This window comes from Pseudoxanthomonas spadix, assembly GCF_003703395.1.
Taxonomy (GTDB): Bacteria; Pseudomonadota; Gammaproteobacteria; order Xanthomonadales; family Xanthomonadaceae; genus Pseudoxanthomonas_A; species Pseudoxanthomonas_A spadix.
Map to the genome: position 1 here is coordinate 379,437 of NZ_RDQN01000003.1, position 15,787 is coordinate 395,223.

A 15,787-nucleotide genomic window follows, 5' to 3' on the forward strand; every position below is an offset into this window, starting at 1 on the left:
ATTCCGGACTTGAAGATTCGCCATTTCCTTCCTCCGCTGGTGCCGGTCGCGACGGGCATGCTGGTGGTCCTGCTGGCCGCCTGCGACAGCAGGCCCGCGCCTACCCCGATCAAACCGATCAAGGTCACTGGTCGTCCGCCCGTGGAGTTGCCCGTGGAAGACAAGAAGCCCGATCTGTCGCCGCTGTTCCGCGACATCGAGCGCCGCACCTTCCAGTTCTTCTGGGACACCACCAACGAAGTCAATGGCCTGACGCCCGACCGTTATCCGTCGCGCCCGTTCGCCTCGGTGGCATCGGTGGGCTTTGCCCTGACCGCCTATCCGATCGGCATCGAGAACGGCTGGGTCAGTCGCAACCAGGCGGTGGACCGCACCCTGACCACGCTGAAGTTCCTGCAAGGGCTCAAGCAGGGCAAGCAGCCGACCGGCACGGCCGGCTACAAGGGGTTCTACTACCACTTCCTGGACATGCAGACCGGCGAGCGCTTCAGCAGCTGGGTCGAGCTGTCCACGGTGGATACCTCGCTGCTGTTGATGGGCGTGCTGTTTGCCCAGTCCTACTACGACAAGGACGATCCGCGCGAGAAGCAGATCCGCGAGCTGGCCGAGCAGATCTACCGGCGCGTGGACTGGACCTGGATCCAGCCACGCTCGCCGTTGATCTCGATGGGCTGGTTCCCCGAAAGCGAGTTCATCAACCATGACTGGACCGGTTACAGCGAAGGCATGATGGTCTACATCCTGGCGCTGGGCTCGCCCACGCATGCGGTCGAACCCGATGCCTGGCAGGTGTGGACGCGCACCTACAACGAGATCTGGGGCGTCTACCAGGGCCAGGAATACCTGTCCTACGGTCCGTTGTTCACCCATCAGTACACCCATGTGTGGGTGGACTTCCGCGGCATCCAGGACGATTTCATGCGCGAACACGGCATGGACTACTTCGAAAACAGCCGCCGCGCCGCCTATGCCCATCGCCAGTACGCCATCGCCAATCCGATGAAGTGGAAGGACTACGGCGAGAACGTGTGGGGCCTGACCGCCGGCGATGGCCCGCAGCAGACCCTGCAGGAATACCGCGGCGAACAGCGCGAGTTCCGCCACTATTCTGCACGCGGCGCCGGCCTGCGCGACAACTTCGATGACGGCACCATCGCCCCGACCGCAGCGATCGCCTCGCTGCCGTTCGCGCCGGAGATCGTGATCCCGGCCACCGAGGAAATGCACAGGCGCTTTGGCGACTACCTGTATTCCAGCTACGGCTTCCTGGACTCGTTCAACCGCAGCTTCACCTACGACATCCCGCTCAAGACCGGACGCATCGTGCCGGGCAACGGCTGGGTGGCCAGTGACTACATCGGCATCGACCAGGGCCCGATCCTGGCCATGATCGCCAACTACCGCAACGACTTCGTCTGGGAGGTGATGAAGAAGAACCCGCACATCCGCAGGGGACTGGAGCGGGCCGGTTTCAAGGGCGGTTGGCTGGCGGCCGAGGAGGGCGAAAAGCCCAAACCCGCCGCGAAGGCGCCGGCCGCCGAAGGCCCGGGCCAGATGGACGCGGCCACCGCGCGCGCGCTGGGCACGGCCGAATCGCGCGCCAACCGGCAGCCGACCCAGACGCCGCAGCGTCCGCAGCAGCCCGAGTAAGGCCGGCATGCCGTTCGCGCGATTTCCCTTTGCCGGCCGGGTGACGGCGCGTCGCCTCCGCGCCCGCGTCGGCACAGTGCTTGCGCTCGGCCTGGCTGCGGCCGTCTCGGTGCTGGGCAGCGGTTGCAGCCGCACGCCGGCGGACACGACCACGGTGAGCTTCTGGGCGATCGGGCGCGAGGGCGAGGTCATCAGCACCTTGCTGCCGGAGTTCGAAAAGGCCCATCCCGGCATCCGCGTGGACATGCAGCAGATCCCCCTCACCGCTGCCCATGAAAAGCTGCTCACTGCCTTCGCCGCCGACACGCTGCCGGACCTCTGCCAGCTGGGCAACACCTGGATTGCCGAGTTCGCCGCGCTCGATGCGCTGACCCCGCTGGAGCCCTACGTGCAGGGCTCGGAGGTGGTGAAGCAGGACGATTACTTCCCCGGGATCTGGGAGACCAACGTCATCGACGGCCAGCTGGTCGGGATCCCCTGGTATGTCGACACGCGCCTGCTGTTCTATCGCAAGGACATCCTGCGCCAGGCCGGGGTCAAGTTGCCCATCGACACCTGGGAACAGTGGAACACGGCCATGGCCCAGGTCAAGGCGTACGTGGGCCCGGACCGCTATGCGATCCTGATGCCATTGAACGAGTTCGAGCAGCAGCTCTCGCTGGGCCTGCAGCAGGACGATCCGCTGCTGCGCGATCACAACAACCGCGGCAACTTCCAGAGCCCGGGCTTCCGCAAGGCGCTGGCCTTCTATGCCAACATCTTTGCCCGGCAGTGGGCGCCGCTGGCCTCGGAAACCCAGGTCTCCAATGTCTGGGACGAGTTCTTCAACGGCTACTTCGCCTTCTATTTCTCCGGCCCCTGGAACATCCGTGAATTCCGCAACCGTGCGCCCGAAAACCTCAAGGACCAGTGGGGCACCATGCCGCTGCCCGGTCCGCACGGACCGGGCGCCGGGATTGCCGGTGGCTCGAGTCTGGTGCTGTTTCAAGGCTCCCGGCACAAGGATGCGGCGTGGAAGCTGGTCGAGTTCCTTTCGCGCCCGGATATCCAGCAGCGCTTCCACGCGATGATCGGCGATCTGCCGCCGCGCCGTTCGACCTGGCGCACGCCGGAGCTGGAAAGCGATCCGCTGGCACGGGCCTTCGCCGACCAGCTCGAGCGGGTCAAGCCCACCCCCAAGGTGCTGGAGTGGGAACGCATCGTGCAGGAGATGCGCCTGGCCACCGAGCGGGTGGTGCGCGGCGGGCAGCCGCAGGACGCTGCACTGGCCGAACTGGACAGGCGCGTGGACCAGATCCTGGCCAAGCGCCGCTGGATGTACCAGCGCGACCACACTGACGCCGGCACCGCAGGGGCGTCGCCATGAAACACAACACGCTTGCCGGCTGGGTGTTCGCCGGGCCTTCGCTGGTGGTGCTGGGCGTGTTCTTCGGCCTGCCGGTGCTCTCGGCGCTGGCCCTGAGCCTGACCGACTTCGACCTGTATGCGCTGGCCAACCTGCACAACCTGCGGTTTGTCGCGCTGGGCAACTACATCGACCTGCTGGGCACGCCAATGTTCTGGAAGTCGCTGTGGAACACGACCTATTTCGTGATCCTGGGCGTGCCGATGTCCATCGCCGCCTCGCTGGGCGCGGCCTTGCTGCTCAACGCGCCGGCGGCGCGCTTCAAGGCGCTGTTCCGCACCGCCCTGTTCGCCCCGGTGGTGACCACGCTGGTGGCGGTGGCGGTGATCTGGCGCTACCTGTTCCACACCCGCTACGGCCTGGTGAACTACGCGCTGGCGCACCTGGGCATCGACCCGATCGACTGGCTGGGCGACCCGCACTGGGCGATGCCCACCATCATGCTGTTCGCGGTGTGGAAGAACTTCGGCTACAACATGGTGATCTTCCTGGCCGGCCTGCAGGCGATCCCGCAGGACCTGTACGAGGCTGCGCGCATCGACGGTGCCAATCGCTGGCAGCAGTTCCTGCACATCACCCTGCCGATGCTGGGGCCGGTGCTGCTGGTGGTCGGGGTGATCACCATCTCCGGCTATTTCCAGCTGTTTGCCGAGCCCTACGTCATGACCCGCGGCGACCCGCTGCAGAGCACGGTCAGCGTGCTGTATTTCATGTTCGAGGAGGGCTTCAAGTGGTGGAATCTGGGCCGTGCCTCGGCGGTGGCGTTCATGCTGTTCCTGATCATCCTGGCGGTGACCACCCTGATGCTGCGCCTGGGGCGCAGAAAGGACCTGGTATGAATCCCTCACAAGCGCAGCGCGCGCTTCCAAGCGCGGGTGATTGTGTATGAGCCGCGAAGTCGGTCAGTCGCGCTGGAACGCGATCCTGGTCAATGGCGCGCTGTTGGCGGTGGCCATCATCAGCCTGGCGCCGCTGGCGTGGATGGTGTCGGTTTCGTTCATGCCGGCCGGCGAAGCCAGCCGGTTCCCGCCGCCGATGTTGCCCAGCGTCGCGACCCTGGCCAACTACCACGCCCTGTTCGAGCGCACCGGCATGGCCCGCAACTTCATCAACAGCCTGATCGTGTCGATCGCGATCACGCTGGGCGCGCTGCTGTTCAACACCATGGCCGGCTATGCATTCGCCAAGCTGCGCTTTGCCGGGCGTGATCGGATCTTCCAGGTCCTGCTGGCCGCGCTGGTGATCCCGGCGCAGGTCGCGATGCTGCCGCTGTTCCTGCTGATGAAGCAGCTGCACCTGATCAACAGTTTCGGCGGGGTGATCGTGCCGGCCCTGGCCACGGTGTTCGGCATCTTCCTGGTCCGCCAGTACGCGCGCAGCATTCCCGACGAGCTGCTGGAGGCCGCGCGCATCGATGGCGCCGGCGAGATGCGGATCTTCTTCCAGATCGTGTTGCCGATGCTCAAGCCGGTGCTGGTGACGCTGTCCATCTTCACCTTCATGGCGGCATGGAATGACTTCATGTGGCCGCTGATCGTGCTGACCGACCAGGACCGCTACACCTTGCCGGTCGCCCTGGCGTCGCTGTCGCGCGAGCACGTCATGGACGTGGAAATGATGATGGCCGGGGCGGTGGTCACCGTGGTCCCGGTGCTGGTGTTGTTCCTGCTGCTGCAGCGCTACTACATCCAGGGCCTGCTCCTCGGAAGCGTGAAGGGGTGAGCGGCCGCGCTTGCGCGCCACTGGCGCGCGCGGCCGCGAACGCCCGGCCATGGATGGCCGGGCCGGACGCCCCGGAGCCGAGGTGCCGCGCCACGGATGGCAGCATGAAACCAGGTGTGGCCGGACCCGCGCCACTGGCGCGCAAGGCGCCGAACGCCCGGCCATGGATGGCCGGGCCGGACGCCCCGGAGCCGGGGTGCGCCGGACCCTCACCCCAACCCCTCTCCCGGTGGGAGAGGGGCTTTTTGCCGCCCTTGCAGTTCTTTTTGCCGCCCTTGCAGTTCCTGATGTCCTGCGGAAACTTTCCATGACCTCCACCCATCTTCCGCCGTCGCATTCGACTTTTCTCGCCCTGTCCCTGCTGGCCGGCGCGGCCACCTCCGCGCCCGCGCAGGAGCGGGTCATCGACAGCTTCGATGACCCGGCCAGCTGGAAGGTGGTGACCTCCAACCAGGTCACCGCCGCCCTGCGCGTGGTGCCTGGCGCCGACGGCGGCAAGGCGCTGTGCCTGGACTACGACTACCACGGCGTGTCCGGCTATGCCGGCCTGCAGAAGGTGGTCGACATCGATTACCCGGACAACTACCGCTTCGACTTTCAGATCCGCGGCCATTCGCCGGCCAACGACCTGCAGTTCAAGCTGATCGATGCATCCGGCGACAACGTGTGGTGGGTCAACCGGCCCGGCTACGATTTCCCGGAAAGCTGGACGCCGGTGAGCTATCGCAAGCGCCACATCGACAAGGCCTGGGGACCGGACCCGGACAAGACCCTGCGCCACAGCGCCAGGCTGGAATTGACCGTCTACAACAACGCCGGCGGCAAGGGTTCGGTGTGCCTGGATGCACTGACCTTCGCACCGCTGCCGGCGCAGGACGACAGCCCGCTCACCGGCTCGGCCAGCGCCTCGGTGGCCAACATCGGCAGCAATGCGAACCAGGCGGTGGACGGCAACGCGGACACGGCCTGGTATGCGGATTTCGATGCGCCAACGCCGCCACAGCTGATCCTGGACCTGCACAGGCTGCGCGAATTCGGCGGGCTCAAGCTGGTCTGGAAGCCGGGCGAACACGCCGCCGACTACCTGCTGCAACTGTCCGATGAGGGCCAGCAGTGGCGCGATGCGCGTGCGGTGGTGGGCGGCAACGGCGGCACCGACTGGATCGCGCTGCCCGAAACCCAGGCGCGCTATGTGCGCCTGCTGCCGGTGCAAGGGCCGCATGGCTCGTTCGGCCTGTCTGAACTGCAGGTGCTGCCGCTGGCGTTCTCGGCCACGCCCAACGAGGTGGTCAGGACCATTGCCGCGCAATCGCCCCGGGGCTGGTTCCCGCGTGGCTTCAGCGGCCAGCAGCCGTACTGGACCATCATCGGCCTGGATGGCGGCACCGAGCAGGGGCTGATCGGCGAGGACGGCGCGGTGGAAGTGGCCCGTGGCGGTTTCACGATCGAGCCATTCGTGGTCACCGACGGGCAACTGGTGGGCTGGGCCGACGTCACCCAAGCGCAGTCCCTGCAGGACGGCTACCTGCCGATCCCCAGCGTCCAGTGGCGCCATCGCGCGCTGCAGCTGACCACCACCGCCTTCGCCGATGGCACGCCGGCCGATGCCCAGCTGGTGGTGCGCTACCGCCTGCACAATCCGGGCGAGGTGCCGCGTGGTTATCGGCTGGCGCTGGCGCTGCGGCCGTTCCAGGTCAATCCGCCGACCCAGTTCCTGAGCGTGCAGGGCGGCATCAGCCGGATCGAGACGCTGTCCTTTTCCGGCACGAGCGCCAGCGTCAACGGCGCGCCGCGGGTGTTTGCCTCGCAGGCGCCCGATGCGGTGTTTGCCAGCAGCTTCGATGGCGGCATGGCGGTCTCGCACCTGACCGAGGACGTGCTGCCCGAATCCACCAGCGTGGTCGATCAGACCGGCCTGGCTTCCGGCGCGTTCGTGTACGAGCTCACCCTGGCCGCCGGTGAGTCGCGCGAGTTCGACCTGCGCATCCCGATGACCGGTACGCCCAGGTGTGCGCAGAAGGCGACCGCGCCCGAGTGCAGCGCGCAGGCGCGGCAAGATGCGGTGGCGGCGATGTGGCGCGACAAGCTGGACCGGGTGCGCTTCAGCGTGCCGGCCGCCGGCCAACCGCTGGTCGATACCTTGCGCACTTCCACCGCGCACATGCTGATCTCGCGCGTGGGCCCGCGCCTGCAGCCGGGCACCCGCTCCTACAACCGCAGCTGGATCCGCGACGGGGCGATGATCTCCGAAGGCCTGCTGCGCATGGGCCGGCCCGAGGTGGTGCGCGAGTACATCCAGTGGTATGCGCCGTACCAGTTCAAGGACGGCATGGTGCCGTGCTGCGTGGACCGCCGCGGCAGCGATCCGGTGCCGGAAAACGACAGCCATGGCGAGCTGATCTTCGCCATCGCCGACTACTGGCGCTATAGCGGCGATGCCGCTTTCGTGCAGCGCATGTGGCCACACGTGGAAGGCGCCTACCGCTACATGGAGAAGCTGCGCCTGTCCGAGCGCACCGAGGCCAATCGCCTGAAGAACCCGGCGTTCTACGGGATGATGCCGGTGTCGATCAGCCACGAAGGCTATTCGGCCAAGCCGGTGCATTCGTACTGGGACAACTTCTGGGCGCTGCGTGGCTACAAGGACGCGGTGGTGCTGGCCAGGCTGCTGGGCAAGACCGAGCAAGCCAAGCGCATGGCGGCCTCGCGCGATCAGTTCCACGCCGACCTGATGGCCTCGCTGGAGCTGGCGGCGCGCCAGCACCACGTGGATTTCATCCCGGGCTCGGCCGAGCTGGGCGATTTCGATCCAACCTCGACCACCATCGCGCTGGCGCCGGCCGGCGAGCAGGCCAGCCTGCCGCAGCCACTGCTCAACAACACCTTCGAGCGCTACTGGGTCGACTTCCAGACGCGTGCCAATGGCCAGCGCCCATGGAAGGACTACACCCCCTACGAATGGCGCAACGTGGCGGCCTTCGTGCGCCTGGGCTGGCGCGAACGGGCCAACGCGGCGGCGGCGTTCTTCTTTGGCCATCGCACCCCGCTGGCCTGGAACCAGTGGGCCGAGGTGGTCTCCCACACGCCGCGCACGCCGTTCTTCCTTGGCGACCTGCCGCATGCGTGGGTGGGCTCGGATTTCGTGCGCACCGCGCTGGACATGTTCGCCTACACGCGCGAGGACGATGACAGCATCGTGCTGGCGGCGGGCATTCCCACGGCATGGCTGGACGGGCCGGGCATCGCGATCAGCGGCCTGCGCACCCCGCACGGGCAGCTGGCGTATTCGCTGCGGCGCCAGGCCGGCATGCTGCAGCTGGAGCTGCCGGCTTCGGGCCTCACGCTGCCCAAGGGCGGCCTGGTGCTGCCCTGGCCCTACGCCGGGGCACCGGGCAAGGCCACCATCGATGGCAAGCCGGCCAGATGGGATGGCAACGCGCTGCGCATCAGGCAGCTGCCGGCCACCGTGCAGGTGGCCGCGCCCTGAGCGCGGCGCGACCGGTCGCCTTCACCGGCCCATCTATCGCGGCGCGTCCACCTCGATGCCGATGAAAAGCCACCCTTGCAGGTGGCCTTTCGGTGCTCGGCCGGGGCGCCGGCGGCCCGATTGGATCAGGGCGAGGCCGTCACCCGCCAGACCGTGTCGCCGACATCGTCGGCAATCAGCAGCGCGCCGTCCCGATCCTGGGCCAGGCCGACCGGCGCACCGTAGAGCCGCTTCTCGTCCTCGGAGTGGAAGCCGCTGACGACCGTCTGCGGCAGGCCAGTGGGCTTGCCCTGCTGGAACGGCACGAACACCACCTGGTAGCCGCTCAGCGGCGAGCGGTCCCAGCTGCCGTGTTCGGCCACGAACGCGCCGCCGTGGTACCTGGCCGGCAAGGCGTTGTCCTGCGAGAACCACAGCCCCAGCGCGGCCACGTGCGACCCCAGCGCGTAATCGGGCTTGAGCGCCCTGGCCACCAGGTCCGGACGCTGCTGCTTGACCCGCGGGTCCAGGTGCTGGCCGTAGTAGCTGTAGGGCCAGCCGTAGAAGCCGCCCTCCCGGACCGAAGTCAGGTAGTCCGGCACCAGGTCGGCACCGATCTCGTCGCGCTCGTTGGCAATGGCCCACAGCGTGCCGGTCTGCGGTTCCCACTGCAGCCCGGTCGGGTTGCGGATACCCGAGGCGAAGATCCGGCTGCCGGCACTGGCCACGTTCACTTCAAGCACCGCGGCGCGGCGGTATTCCACATCCAGGCCGTTCTCGCCGATGTTGCTGTTGGAGCCCACGCCCACGTACAGCTTGCTGCCGTCCGGGCTTGCCAGCAACGCCTTGGTCCAGTGGTGCTCGATGGTGCCGGGCAGGTCGGTGAACAGCGTGCCGGGCGCGCTGATGCTGGTCTGGCCCGGGCTGTAGGGGAACTTCATGATGTTGTCGGTGTTGGCCACGTACAGCCAATCACCGATCAGCTGCACGCCGAAGGGCGAGTGCAGGCCCTCGATGAAGACGTGTTTTTCCCAGCTGCCATCGGCGCTGCTGCGCAGCAGGGTGATGCGGTTGCCGCCCTTGCCGCTCTTGCCGGACAGGGCCTTGATCTTGTTGGCGATCAGCTGCTTGGGTGTGGTCACCGGTTCCAGGCCCGGGCCATTGGCCTCGACCACCAGCACATCGCCGTTGGGCAGCACGTAGAGCTGGCGCGGATGCATCAGCCCGCCGGCGATCTTCTCGATCTTCAGGCCAGGGGCGACCGTGGGCGTCTGCCCGTCCTTCCAGCCCACGCCTTTGGGAACCTGCATCGGCGGGACCAGGAAGTGCTTGGGCGGCGGCAGCGGCGGCGCGCTGCCTGACTGCTGGACCGGCTGCAGTTCGGCCTTGCCACTGCAGGCGCCCAGCAGGGCCAGGCAGGCCAGGGCCAGGGTACGGCCAAAGATGGACTTAGCCATGGACATAGCCTCCCGCAGCCGTATTGCGCACCGCGATCACCACATGGCCGACGGCCAGCAGCAGCACGGTCACCGCCGAGAGCCATACCCCGGCCGGGATGACGCCATAGGCGTCGCGGCTGTGGACGAAGGCGTTGAAGATGGCGGCCACGATGGCCAGCAGGTTGAGCCAGAAATCCAGCCTGTCCGCGCCCAGCGCAGTGCGCCGCGCCGTGATCCAGACCTGGGCCAGGTTGATCAGGCGCGGGATGATGGCAATCACCAGGCCAATGACGATCAGCCACGCGGCGGCCTTCATCCACAGGATGACGCCGGTGTTGGCATAGGTGATGTCGAAGATCAGGGCAGCGACGAAGAACCCGAATGGGATCGGGTTGAGCAGGCCATAGATGGCGTTGGCCACCACGGAGCGGTGCGGTTGTGGCTTCATGGACAGGTCTCGATGCGGGTGATGAAAAAGGACATTGCTGGGGCGCGCCCGATGTGGGCGCACGCCTGGGCCGGTCAGGACACTCTCACCGCCGCGGTGTCGAGGGCGCGTGGCGATGGCCGGCCCCTGGCCGGGCGTCAGCTGACCGGCCTGGCCAGGCGCGATGAAAAAAACCGCCTCGGAAGACGGTTTTGCGGGGCACGAGAGCAGGCGACCAGCGCTTCAGCCGGCGCGCACCTGGCGGACGATCTGCGCCGCGCGCGCGGCGCTGTCGCGGATCGAGGTCCAGTCGCCGGCCTGGATCCACTGCCGGGGCACCATCCACGAGCCGCCGACGCAGACCACGTTGGGCTGGGCCAGGTATTCGGCCGCGCTCGCCTCGGTGATCCCGCCGGTGGGGCACAGCTTGAGCTGCGGCACCGGGCTGTGCAGGGCCCTGATCATCGCCAGGCCGCCCACGGCGCTGGCCGGGAACAGCTTGCACACATGGAATCCCAGGTGCAGCAGGGTCAGCAGTTCGGTCGGCGAGGCCGCACCCGGGATCACCGGAACCGGCGCACTGGCCAGCGCTTCGGCCATGTGGGTCGGGGTGCCGGGGGTCACCAGGAAGTCGGCGCCGGCCCCCACGCACTGGCCGATCTGGTCGATGGTCAGCACCGTGCCGGCGCCGATCGCGAAATCGGGCAGTTCCTTTTTCAGGGTGGCCAGGGCATCCATCGCCACCGGCGTGCGCAGGGTCAGTTCGATCACCGGCAAGCCGCCTTCCAGCAGCGCGTTGGCCACGCCGCGGGCCTGGTCCAGGGTATCCACGGCCACCACCGGCAGGATGCCGGCGCGTGACAGGAGGTCTTCGGTCTGCTGCTGGCGCTTGGAGATGATCATCGGTCGGTCCTGTGCGAAATGAAAAGGCGGCGGCGCCCCAGGCGCCGGTCAGGCGTCCTTGGCTTCGTGCGGCGCGGCGGCAGCTTGGGCGTCGTGGCCCAGTTCGTATTCGGCATCCACCTCTTCCCAGCCGTGCTCGGGCGAGGGCGGGCCGCAGGAGATCGACAGCGCGCCCTCGTCGGCCGGGCTGACGAAGGCGCGGCTGAAGGCGAACAGGTTGCGGCCCAGGTTGTGCGAAGGCCTGGTCGTGTTGGGGGCCAGGGTACGCAGCTTCCATTCCTGCGCATCGACCTGTGCCTCCAGGATCCCGGCCTGGGCATCGAGCAGGATCATGTCGCCTTCGCGCAGCCGTGCCAGCGGGCCGCCTGCAGCCGCCTCGGGGGTGAGGTGGATGGCGGCGGGGATCTTGCCCGAGGCGCCGGACAGGCGCCCGTCGGTGACCAGCGCCACCCGCCGGCCCTGGTTCTGCAGCAGGCCCAGCAATGGGGCCAGCGAATGCAGTTCCGGCATGCCGTTGGCCTTGGGTCCCTGGTAGCGCACCACCGCGACGAAATCGTGCGGCAGCGCGCCGGCGGCATGCAGCGCGTTGAGGCTGCGCGGGTCGTCCACCACCACGGCCGGAGCGTGGATGCGGCGGTATTCGGGCTTGACCGCAGAGACCTTGATCAGCGCACGGCCCAGGTTGCCGCGCAGCAGGCGCAGCCCGCCCTGGGACTCGAACGCGTTGGACACCGGGCGCAGGACCGTGTCGTCGGCACTGCTGGCAACGCCGGGCGCGTAGCCCAGGCGGCCATCGGCCACGCGCGGCTGGTCGCAGTACGCACGCATGCCGCCGGCGACGATGGTCGGGATGTCGTGCATCAGGCCGGCATCGAGCAGTTCGCGGAACACGAACTGGGTGCCGCCGGCGGCGGCGAAACGGTTCACGTCGGCCTCGCCATTGGGATACACGTGCGCCAGCAGTGGCACGGTCTGCGAGATCTCGTCGATGTCGTCCCAGCTCAGCACGATGCCGGCCGCGCGCGCCACCGCCACCCAGTGGATGGTGTGGTTGGTCGAACCGCCGGTGGCCATCAGCGCGGCGATCGCGTTGACGATGGCGCGCTCGTCGACCAGCTGGCCGATCGGGCGGTAGTCCTGGCCCAGCGCGGTGATGTGCAGGGCGCGCTCGGCCGCGGCCCGGGTCAGCACCTGGCGCAGCGGCGTGTCCGGATTGACGAACGAGCTGCCCGGCAGCTGCAGGCCCATGGCCTCCAGCAAGGTCTGGTTGGAATTGGCGGTGCCGTAGAAGGTGCAGGTGCCGGCACTGTGGTAGCTGGCCGATTCGGCTTCCAGCAGTTCCTCGACGGTGGCCTCACCGGCGGCGTAGCGCTCGCGCACCGCGGCTTTTTCCCTGTTCGGGATGCCCGGGGTCATCGGCCCGGCCGGCACGAACACCGCCGGCAGGTGGCCGAAGGCCAGCGCGCCGATCAGCAGGCCCGGCACGATCTTGTCGCACACGCCCAGATAGAGCGCGGCGTCGAACATGTCATGGCTGAGCGCGATGGCGGTGGCCTGGGCGATCACATCGCGCGAAAACAGCGACAGCTCCATGCCCGGCCGGCCCTGGGTCACCCCGTCGCACATGGCCGGCACGCCGCCGGCGACCTGTGCGGTGGCGCCCAGCTCGCGCGCCACCTGGCGGACGATGTCCGGATAGGTCTGGAACGGCTGGTGGGCCGAGAGCATGTCGTTGTAGGCGGTGATGATGCCCAGGTTCGGGGCCACGTCCGCACGCAGCCGGCCCTTGTCGGTCGGGCCGCTGGCGGCAAAGGCATGGGCCAGGTTGCCGCAGCTCAGGCGGGTGCGTCGCGGGCCGGCGCTGAGGCTGGCGTCGATGACTTCCAGGTAGGCCTGGCGCGGATAGGTGCTGCGGCGGCGGATGCGGTCGGTGACGGCTTCAATGCGCGGGTGCAGGCTCATGGGCGGCGCCTTGTAACGGATCGAAGAGGGGATGCGCGCCTTCCGGCGTGTAGACCACTGGCAATACCAGTTTCAGGTCCATCACCGACGACGCGACATCGGGCAGGATTCTAGCAGCCTGTCGGACTTTGGTCGGCCGGGCTGCGAATCCGCCTGTGCGGTCCATCTTTCCGCCGCTTCTTGGCCCATAGCACCACTATGGGCCGGCGAACCGTCGAAAATCTGACCTCGCACAGCCGAATTCTCGCCTCGACCACCAAAGCCCGACAGGCTGCTAGCGCTTCCTCACACACCTGATGGACTGACGAGAAGATACCAATGCAAGCCCAGTCAGGCGTGGGCTGGCGTAGGCAGGGTTCCGCCGGCATTGCCAAACGCTTCGGCCGCCGCCGCCGCCGCACCCAGCAGGCCCGATTGCGGATGCAGGTTGGCCAGCACCGGGATCGTGCCCATCGTCGGCGAGAACCGGCCCTTGTTTTCAAAGCGCTGGCGGAAGCCGGAGCGCTGCAGTTGCGGCAACAGGCGTGGGACCAGGCCGCCGCACAGGAACACCCCGTCCCATGCGCCCAGGGTCAGGACCAGATCGCCGGCGATGGCGCCGAATACGGCAAAGAACACATCCAGCGTATGCAGGCACAGGGCGTCGCCTTCTGCCGCCCGCGCGGTCACGTCGGCCGGCTGCAGCGGGCCGGGATCCTGGCCGGCCATCTCGCTCAGCGCGCGGTGGATGTTGACCAGCCCCGGGCCGCAGATCAGGCGTTCGTTGGACACCCGGCCGAACTGGCGCGACAGCCGTTGCAGGATCTCGATTTCCTCCGGATTGCCCGGCGGAAAGCTGACGTGGCCGCCCTCGGCGTCCAGCGCGATGCGCTTGCCGTCACGGACCAGCAGGCCGCCGGCGCCCAGGCCGGTGCCCGGGCCGATCACCGCGTAGGTGCTCTTCCTGGCCAGGTCGAACGGCATCCAGCGGGCCGAACCGACCTGGGCCACGTCGGCCGGGGTCAGCAGCGACACGGCCAGGGCCTGGGCAGTGAAATCGTTGATCAGCCTGACCCCCTCCAGCCCCAGCATGCTGCGCAGGCGCGGCACCTGGATCACCCACGGATGGTTGGTGATGCGGGCCTCGTCGCCATCCACCCGTCCGGCCACCGCGAACACCCCGTTGCGGACCTTGGCACCGGTTTGCTCCAGGTAATGCCTGGCCGTATCGGCGAGCGAGGGGAACTCGGCCACGCGGTACTCGCGCGTGCTCTCGGCCAGGAACGGATGGTCGGCGCCGGTGTCGGCCAGCGCAAAGCGCGCATTGGTGCCGCCGATGTCGGCCAGCAGGACGCACTGCGCGGGATCGGGTGGGGTCATGTGGAGTCCTGGGGCATGAAGTTGGGTCGCCGCGCGCCCCGCATTGACGGCGACCGGGCGTGGGGCGCGGCCGATGGTAGCGCGTGGCCGGTGCCGGAGATGTCCCCGCATACGAATGCGCGGATGATTGCGACATGGATTCTCCGGCGGCGTCGGCAATGGCAGGGTTGCGTGGTGAAAACGCTTACATGGCACAATGCCGCGCCGCGCCGGCACCCGTCACGAGGGCTGGCGTAGCCTTTTCGCAGCGTCGCAGTCCGGGCAGGCTCCGCTGCGCCGTGGCCACCTTTTGACCGCCCACGGGAGTGACGATGGCGAGTGTGCAACTGGACCAGGTCCGCAAGGTCTACGACAACGGCCAGGTGGCCGTGCAGGGCGCCACCTTCGAGGTCGCCGATGGCGAGCTGATGGTGCTGGTGGGCCCCTCTGGCTGCGGCAAGTCCACCTTGCTGCGCATGATCGCCGGCCTGGAGCAGATCAGCGGCGGCACCCTGAAGATCGGCGAGCGGGTGGTCAACGAGGTGGCGCCCAAGGATCGGGACATCGCCATGGTGTTCCAGTCCTATGCGCTGTATCCGCACATGACCGTGGCCGAGAACCTGGCCTTCGGCCTGAAGCTGCGCAAGCACGACAAGGCCACCATCCAGGCGCGGGTCAAGGCCGCGGCCGAAACGCTGGGCCTGACCTCGATGCTGGACAAGCTGCCCAAGGCGATGTCCGGCGGCCAGCGCCAGCGGGTGGCCCTGGGTCGTGCGCTGGTGCGCGAGCCGGCGGTGTTCCTGCTCGATGAGCCGCTGTCCAACCTGGACGCCAAGCTGCGCACCTCGGTGCGCACCGAGATCGCCCGGCTGCACCGCCAGCTCGGCACGACCATGATCTATGTGACCCACGACCAGGTCGAAGCGATGACCCTGGGCCAGCGCATCGTGGTGCTCAAGGATGGCCAGATCCAGCAGATCGATACGCCAATGGCGCTGTACGACCGGCCGGCCAACCTGTTCGTGGCCGGCTTCCTGGGCAGCCCGGCAATGAACGTGCTGCGCGGCACCGCCGCCGCGCAAGGCCTGCAGCTGGAGACCGGCGTGCTGGTTCCCTGGAATGGCGCCGCGCCGGCCGCGGCCGGTACCGGCCGCAGCCTGATCGTGGGCGTGCGTCCGGAAGACCTGCACCTGGCCGAACCCGGCGCACCCGGCAGCTTCGCCGCCACCATCGAAACCGTCGAACCGGTCGGCAACGAGATCTTCGTCCACCTGCGGGTCGGGACGCTGGCGCTGATCGCCCGGGTGGCCCCGCGCACCCTGCCCGCGGTGGGCGAGCCGATCGGCCTGCAGCTGGCCGCCGGCCGCCTGCATTGCTTCGATCCGGTCGACGAGCGCCGCCTGGACACCTGACCCGCCGGCCTGTTCAGGCGCCGGTGGCAGGCCAGCGCCGCCGCTATACTCCGCTGTCCGCCG

At 68.2% G+C, this 15,787-nt stretch carries 12 protein-coding genes; 6 read left to right on the forward strand and 6 right to left on the reverse strand.

The window, feature by feature from the left end; translation table 11 throughout:
- Positions 1-57: 57 nt before the first annotated feature.
- From D9R12_RS06930 to D9R12_RS06950, 5 genes are all read left to right on the forward strand, one after another.
- A complete protein-coding gene (locus tag D9R12_RS06930; RefSeq protein WP_043291054.1) occupies positions 58-1,650 on the forward strand; it encodes a glucoamylase family protein in 1,593 nt (530 codons plus the stop codon).
- 7 nt (positions 1,651-1,657) lie between these two features.
- Positions 1,658-3,016, forward strand: a complete 1,359-nt coding sequence (locus D9R12_RS06935) for a sugar ABC transporter substrate-binding protein (protein WP_122229279.1) — start codon at positions 1,658-1,660, stop codon at positions 3,014-3,016.
- Entirely contained in the window at positions 3,013-3,894 is an 882-nt protein-coding gene (locus D9R12_RS06940) for a carbohydrate ABC transporter permease (protein WP_122229281.1), read from the forward strand. Before D9R12_RS06935 ends, D9R12_RS06940 begins: the two co-directional genes overlap by 4 nt.
- A 46-nt stretch (positions 3,895-3,940) precedes the next feature.
- Positions 3,941-4,777 (forward strand): carbohydrate ABC transporter permease, encoded by an 837-nt coding sequence (locus D9R12_RS06945; RefSeq protein WP_122229283.1) that lies wholly within the window; start codon positions 3,941-3,943, stop codon positions 4,775-4,777.
- 307 nt (positions 4,778-5,084) lie between these two features.
- Positions 5,085-8,264 (forward strand): discoidin domain-containing protein, encoded by a 3,180-nt coding sequence (locus tag D9R12_RS06950; protein WP_244671791.1) that lies wholly within the window; start codon positions 5,085-5,087, stop codon positions 8,262-8,264.
- Positions 8,265-8,389: 125 nt separating this feature from the next.
- On the opposite strand, the gene D9R12_RS06955 is transcribed toward D9R12_RS06950, so the two are convergent.
- From D9R12_RS06955 to glk, 6 genes are all read right to left on the reverse strand, one after another.
- The gene (locus D9R12_RS06955; protein WP_122229285.1) at positions 8,390-9,700 is read right to left on the reverse strand and encodes a PQQ-dependent sugar dehydrogenase; all 1,311 of its coding nucleotides are present in this window, start codon (positions 9,698-9,700) and stop codon (positions 8,390-8,392) included.
- Complete coding sequence (locus tag D9R12_RS06960) at positions 9,693-10,130, reverse strand: DUF2231 domain-containing protein (RefSeq protein ID WP_210538806.1); 438 nt, start codon at positions 10,128-10,130, stop codon at positions 9,693-9,695. Before D9R12_RS06960 ends, D9R12_RS06955 begins: the two co-directional genes overlap by 8 nt.
- 222 nt (positions 10,131-10,352) lie before the next feature.
- A complete protein-coding gene (gene eda / locus D9R12_RS06965) occupies positions 10,353-11,012 on the reverse strand; it encodes a bifunctional 4-hydroxy-2-oxoglutarate aldolase/2-dehydro-3-deoxy-phosphogluconate aldolase (RefSeq protein WP_122229287.1) in 660 nt (219 codons plus the stop codon).
- A 48-nt stretch (positions 11,013-11,060) separates the two neighbouring features.
- The gene (gene edd, locus D9R12_RS06970) at positions 11,061-12,974 is read right to left on the reverse strand and encodes a phosphogluconate dehydratase (RefSeq protein WP_122229289.1); all 1,914 of its coding nucleotides are present in this window, start codon (positions 12,972-12,974) and stop codon (positions 11,061-11,063) included.
- Positions 12,952-13,140: a hypothetical protein gene (locus D9R12_RS15575; protein WP_147475060.1), complete on the reverse strand. Its 189-nt coding sequence runs from the start codon at positions 13,138-13,140 to the stop codon at positions 12,952-12,954. Before D9R12_RS15575 ends, edd begins: the two co-directional genes overlap by 23 nt.
- A 164-nt stretch (positions 13,141-13,304) precedes the next feature.
- Positions 13,305-14,333, reverse strand: coding sequence for a glucokinase (gene glk, locus D9R12_RS06975; protein ID WP_122229291.1), 1,029 nt, complete (start codon positions 14,331-14,333; stop codon positions 13,305-13,307).
- 311 nt (positions 14,334-14,644) lie between these two features.
- Here glk and D9R12_RS06980 point away from each other — a divergent pair, with 311 nt between their 5' ends.
- Positions 14,645-15,724: an ABC transporter ATP-binding protein gene (locus tag D9R12_RS06980; RefSeq protein ID WP_122229293.1), complete on the forward strand. Its 1,080-nt coding sequence runs from the start codon at positions 14,645-14,647 to the stop codon at positions 15,722-15,724.
- Positions 15,725-15,787: the final 63 nt, after the last annotated feature.

What these genes read in the sequence shown, in the direction of transcription:
- D9R12_RS06930 (WP_043291054.1), top strand. Translation starts at nt 58, where the DNA reads ATGCTGGTGGTCCTGCTGGCCGCCTGCGACAGCAGGCCCGCGCCTACC.
- D9R12_RS06935 (WP_122229279.1), top strand. Translation starts at nt 1,658, where the DNA reads ATGCCGTTCGCGCGATTTCCCTTTGCCGGCCGGGTGACGGCGCGTCGC.
- D9R12_RS06940 (WP_122229281.1), top strand. Translation starts at nt 3,013, where the DNA reads ATGAAACACAACACGCTTGCCGGCTGGGTGTTCGCCGGGCCTTCGCTG.
- D9R12_RS06945 (WP_122229283.1), top strand. Translation starts at nt 3,941, where the DNA reads ATGAGCCGCGAAGTCGGTCAGTCGCGCTGGAACGCGATCCTGGTCAAT.
- D9R12_RS06950 (WP_244671791.1), top strand. Translation starts at nt 5,085, where the DNA reads ATGACCTCCACCCATCTTCCGCCGTCGCATTCGACTTTTCTCGCCCTG.
- D9R12_RS06955 (WP_122229285.1), bottom strand. Translation starts at nt 9,700, where the DNA reads ATGGCTAAGTCCATCTTTGGCCGTACCCTGGCCCTGGCCTGCCTGGCC.
- D9R12_RS06960 (WP_210538806.1), bottom strand. Translation starts at nt 10,130, where the DNA reads ATGAAGCCACAACCGCACCGCTCCGTGGTGGCCAACGCCATCTATGGC.
- eda (WP_122229287.1), bottom strand. Translation starts at nt 11,012, where the DNA reads ATGATCATCTCCAAGCGCCAGCAGCAGACCGAAGACCTCCTGTCACGC.
- edd (WP_122229289.1), bottom strand. Translation starts at nt 12,974, where the DNA reads ATGAGCCTGCACCCGCGCATTGAAGCCGTCACCGACCGCATCCGCCGC.
- D9R12_RS15575 (WP_147475060.1), bottom strand. Translation starts at nt 13,140, where the DNA reads ATGGACCGCACAGGCGGATTCGCAGCCCGGCCGACCAAAGTCCGACAG.
- glk (WP_122229291.1), bottom strand. Translation starts at nt 14,333, where the DNA reads ATGACCCCACCCGATCCCGCGCAGTGCGTCCTGCTGGCCGACATCGGC.
- D9R12_RS06980 (WP_122229293.1), top strand. Translation starts at nt 14,645, where the DNA reads ATGGCGAGTGTGCAACTGGACCAGGTCCGCAAGGTCTACGACAACGGC.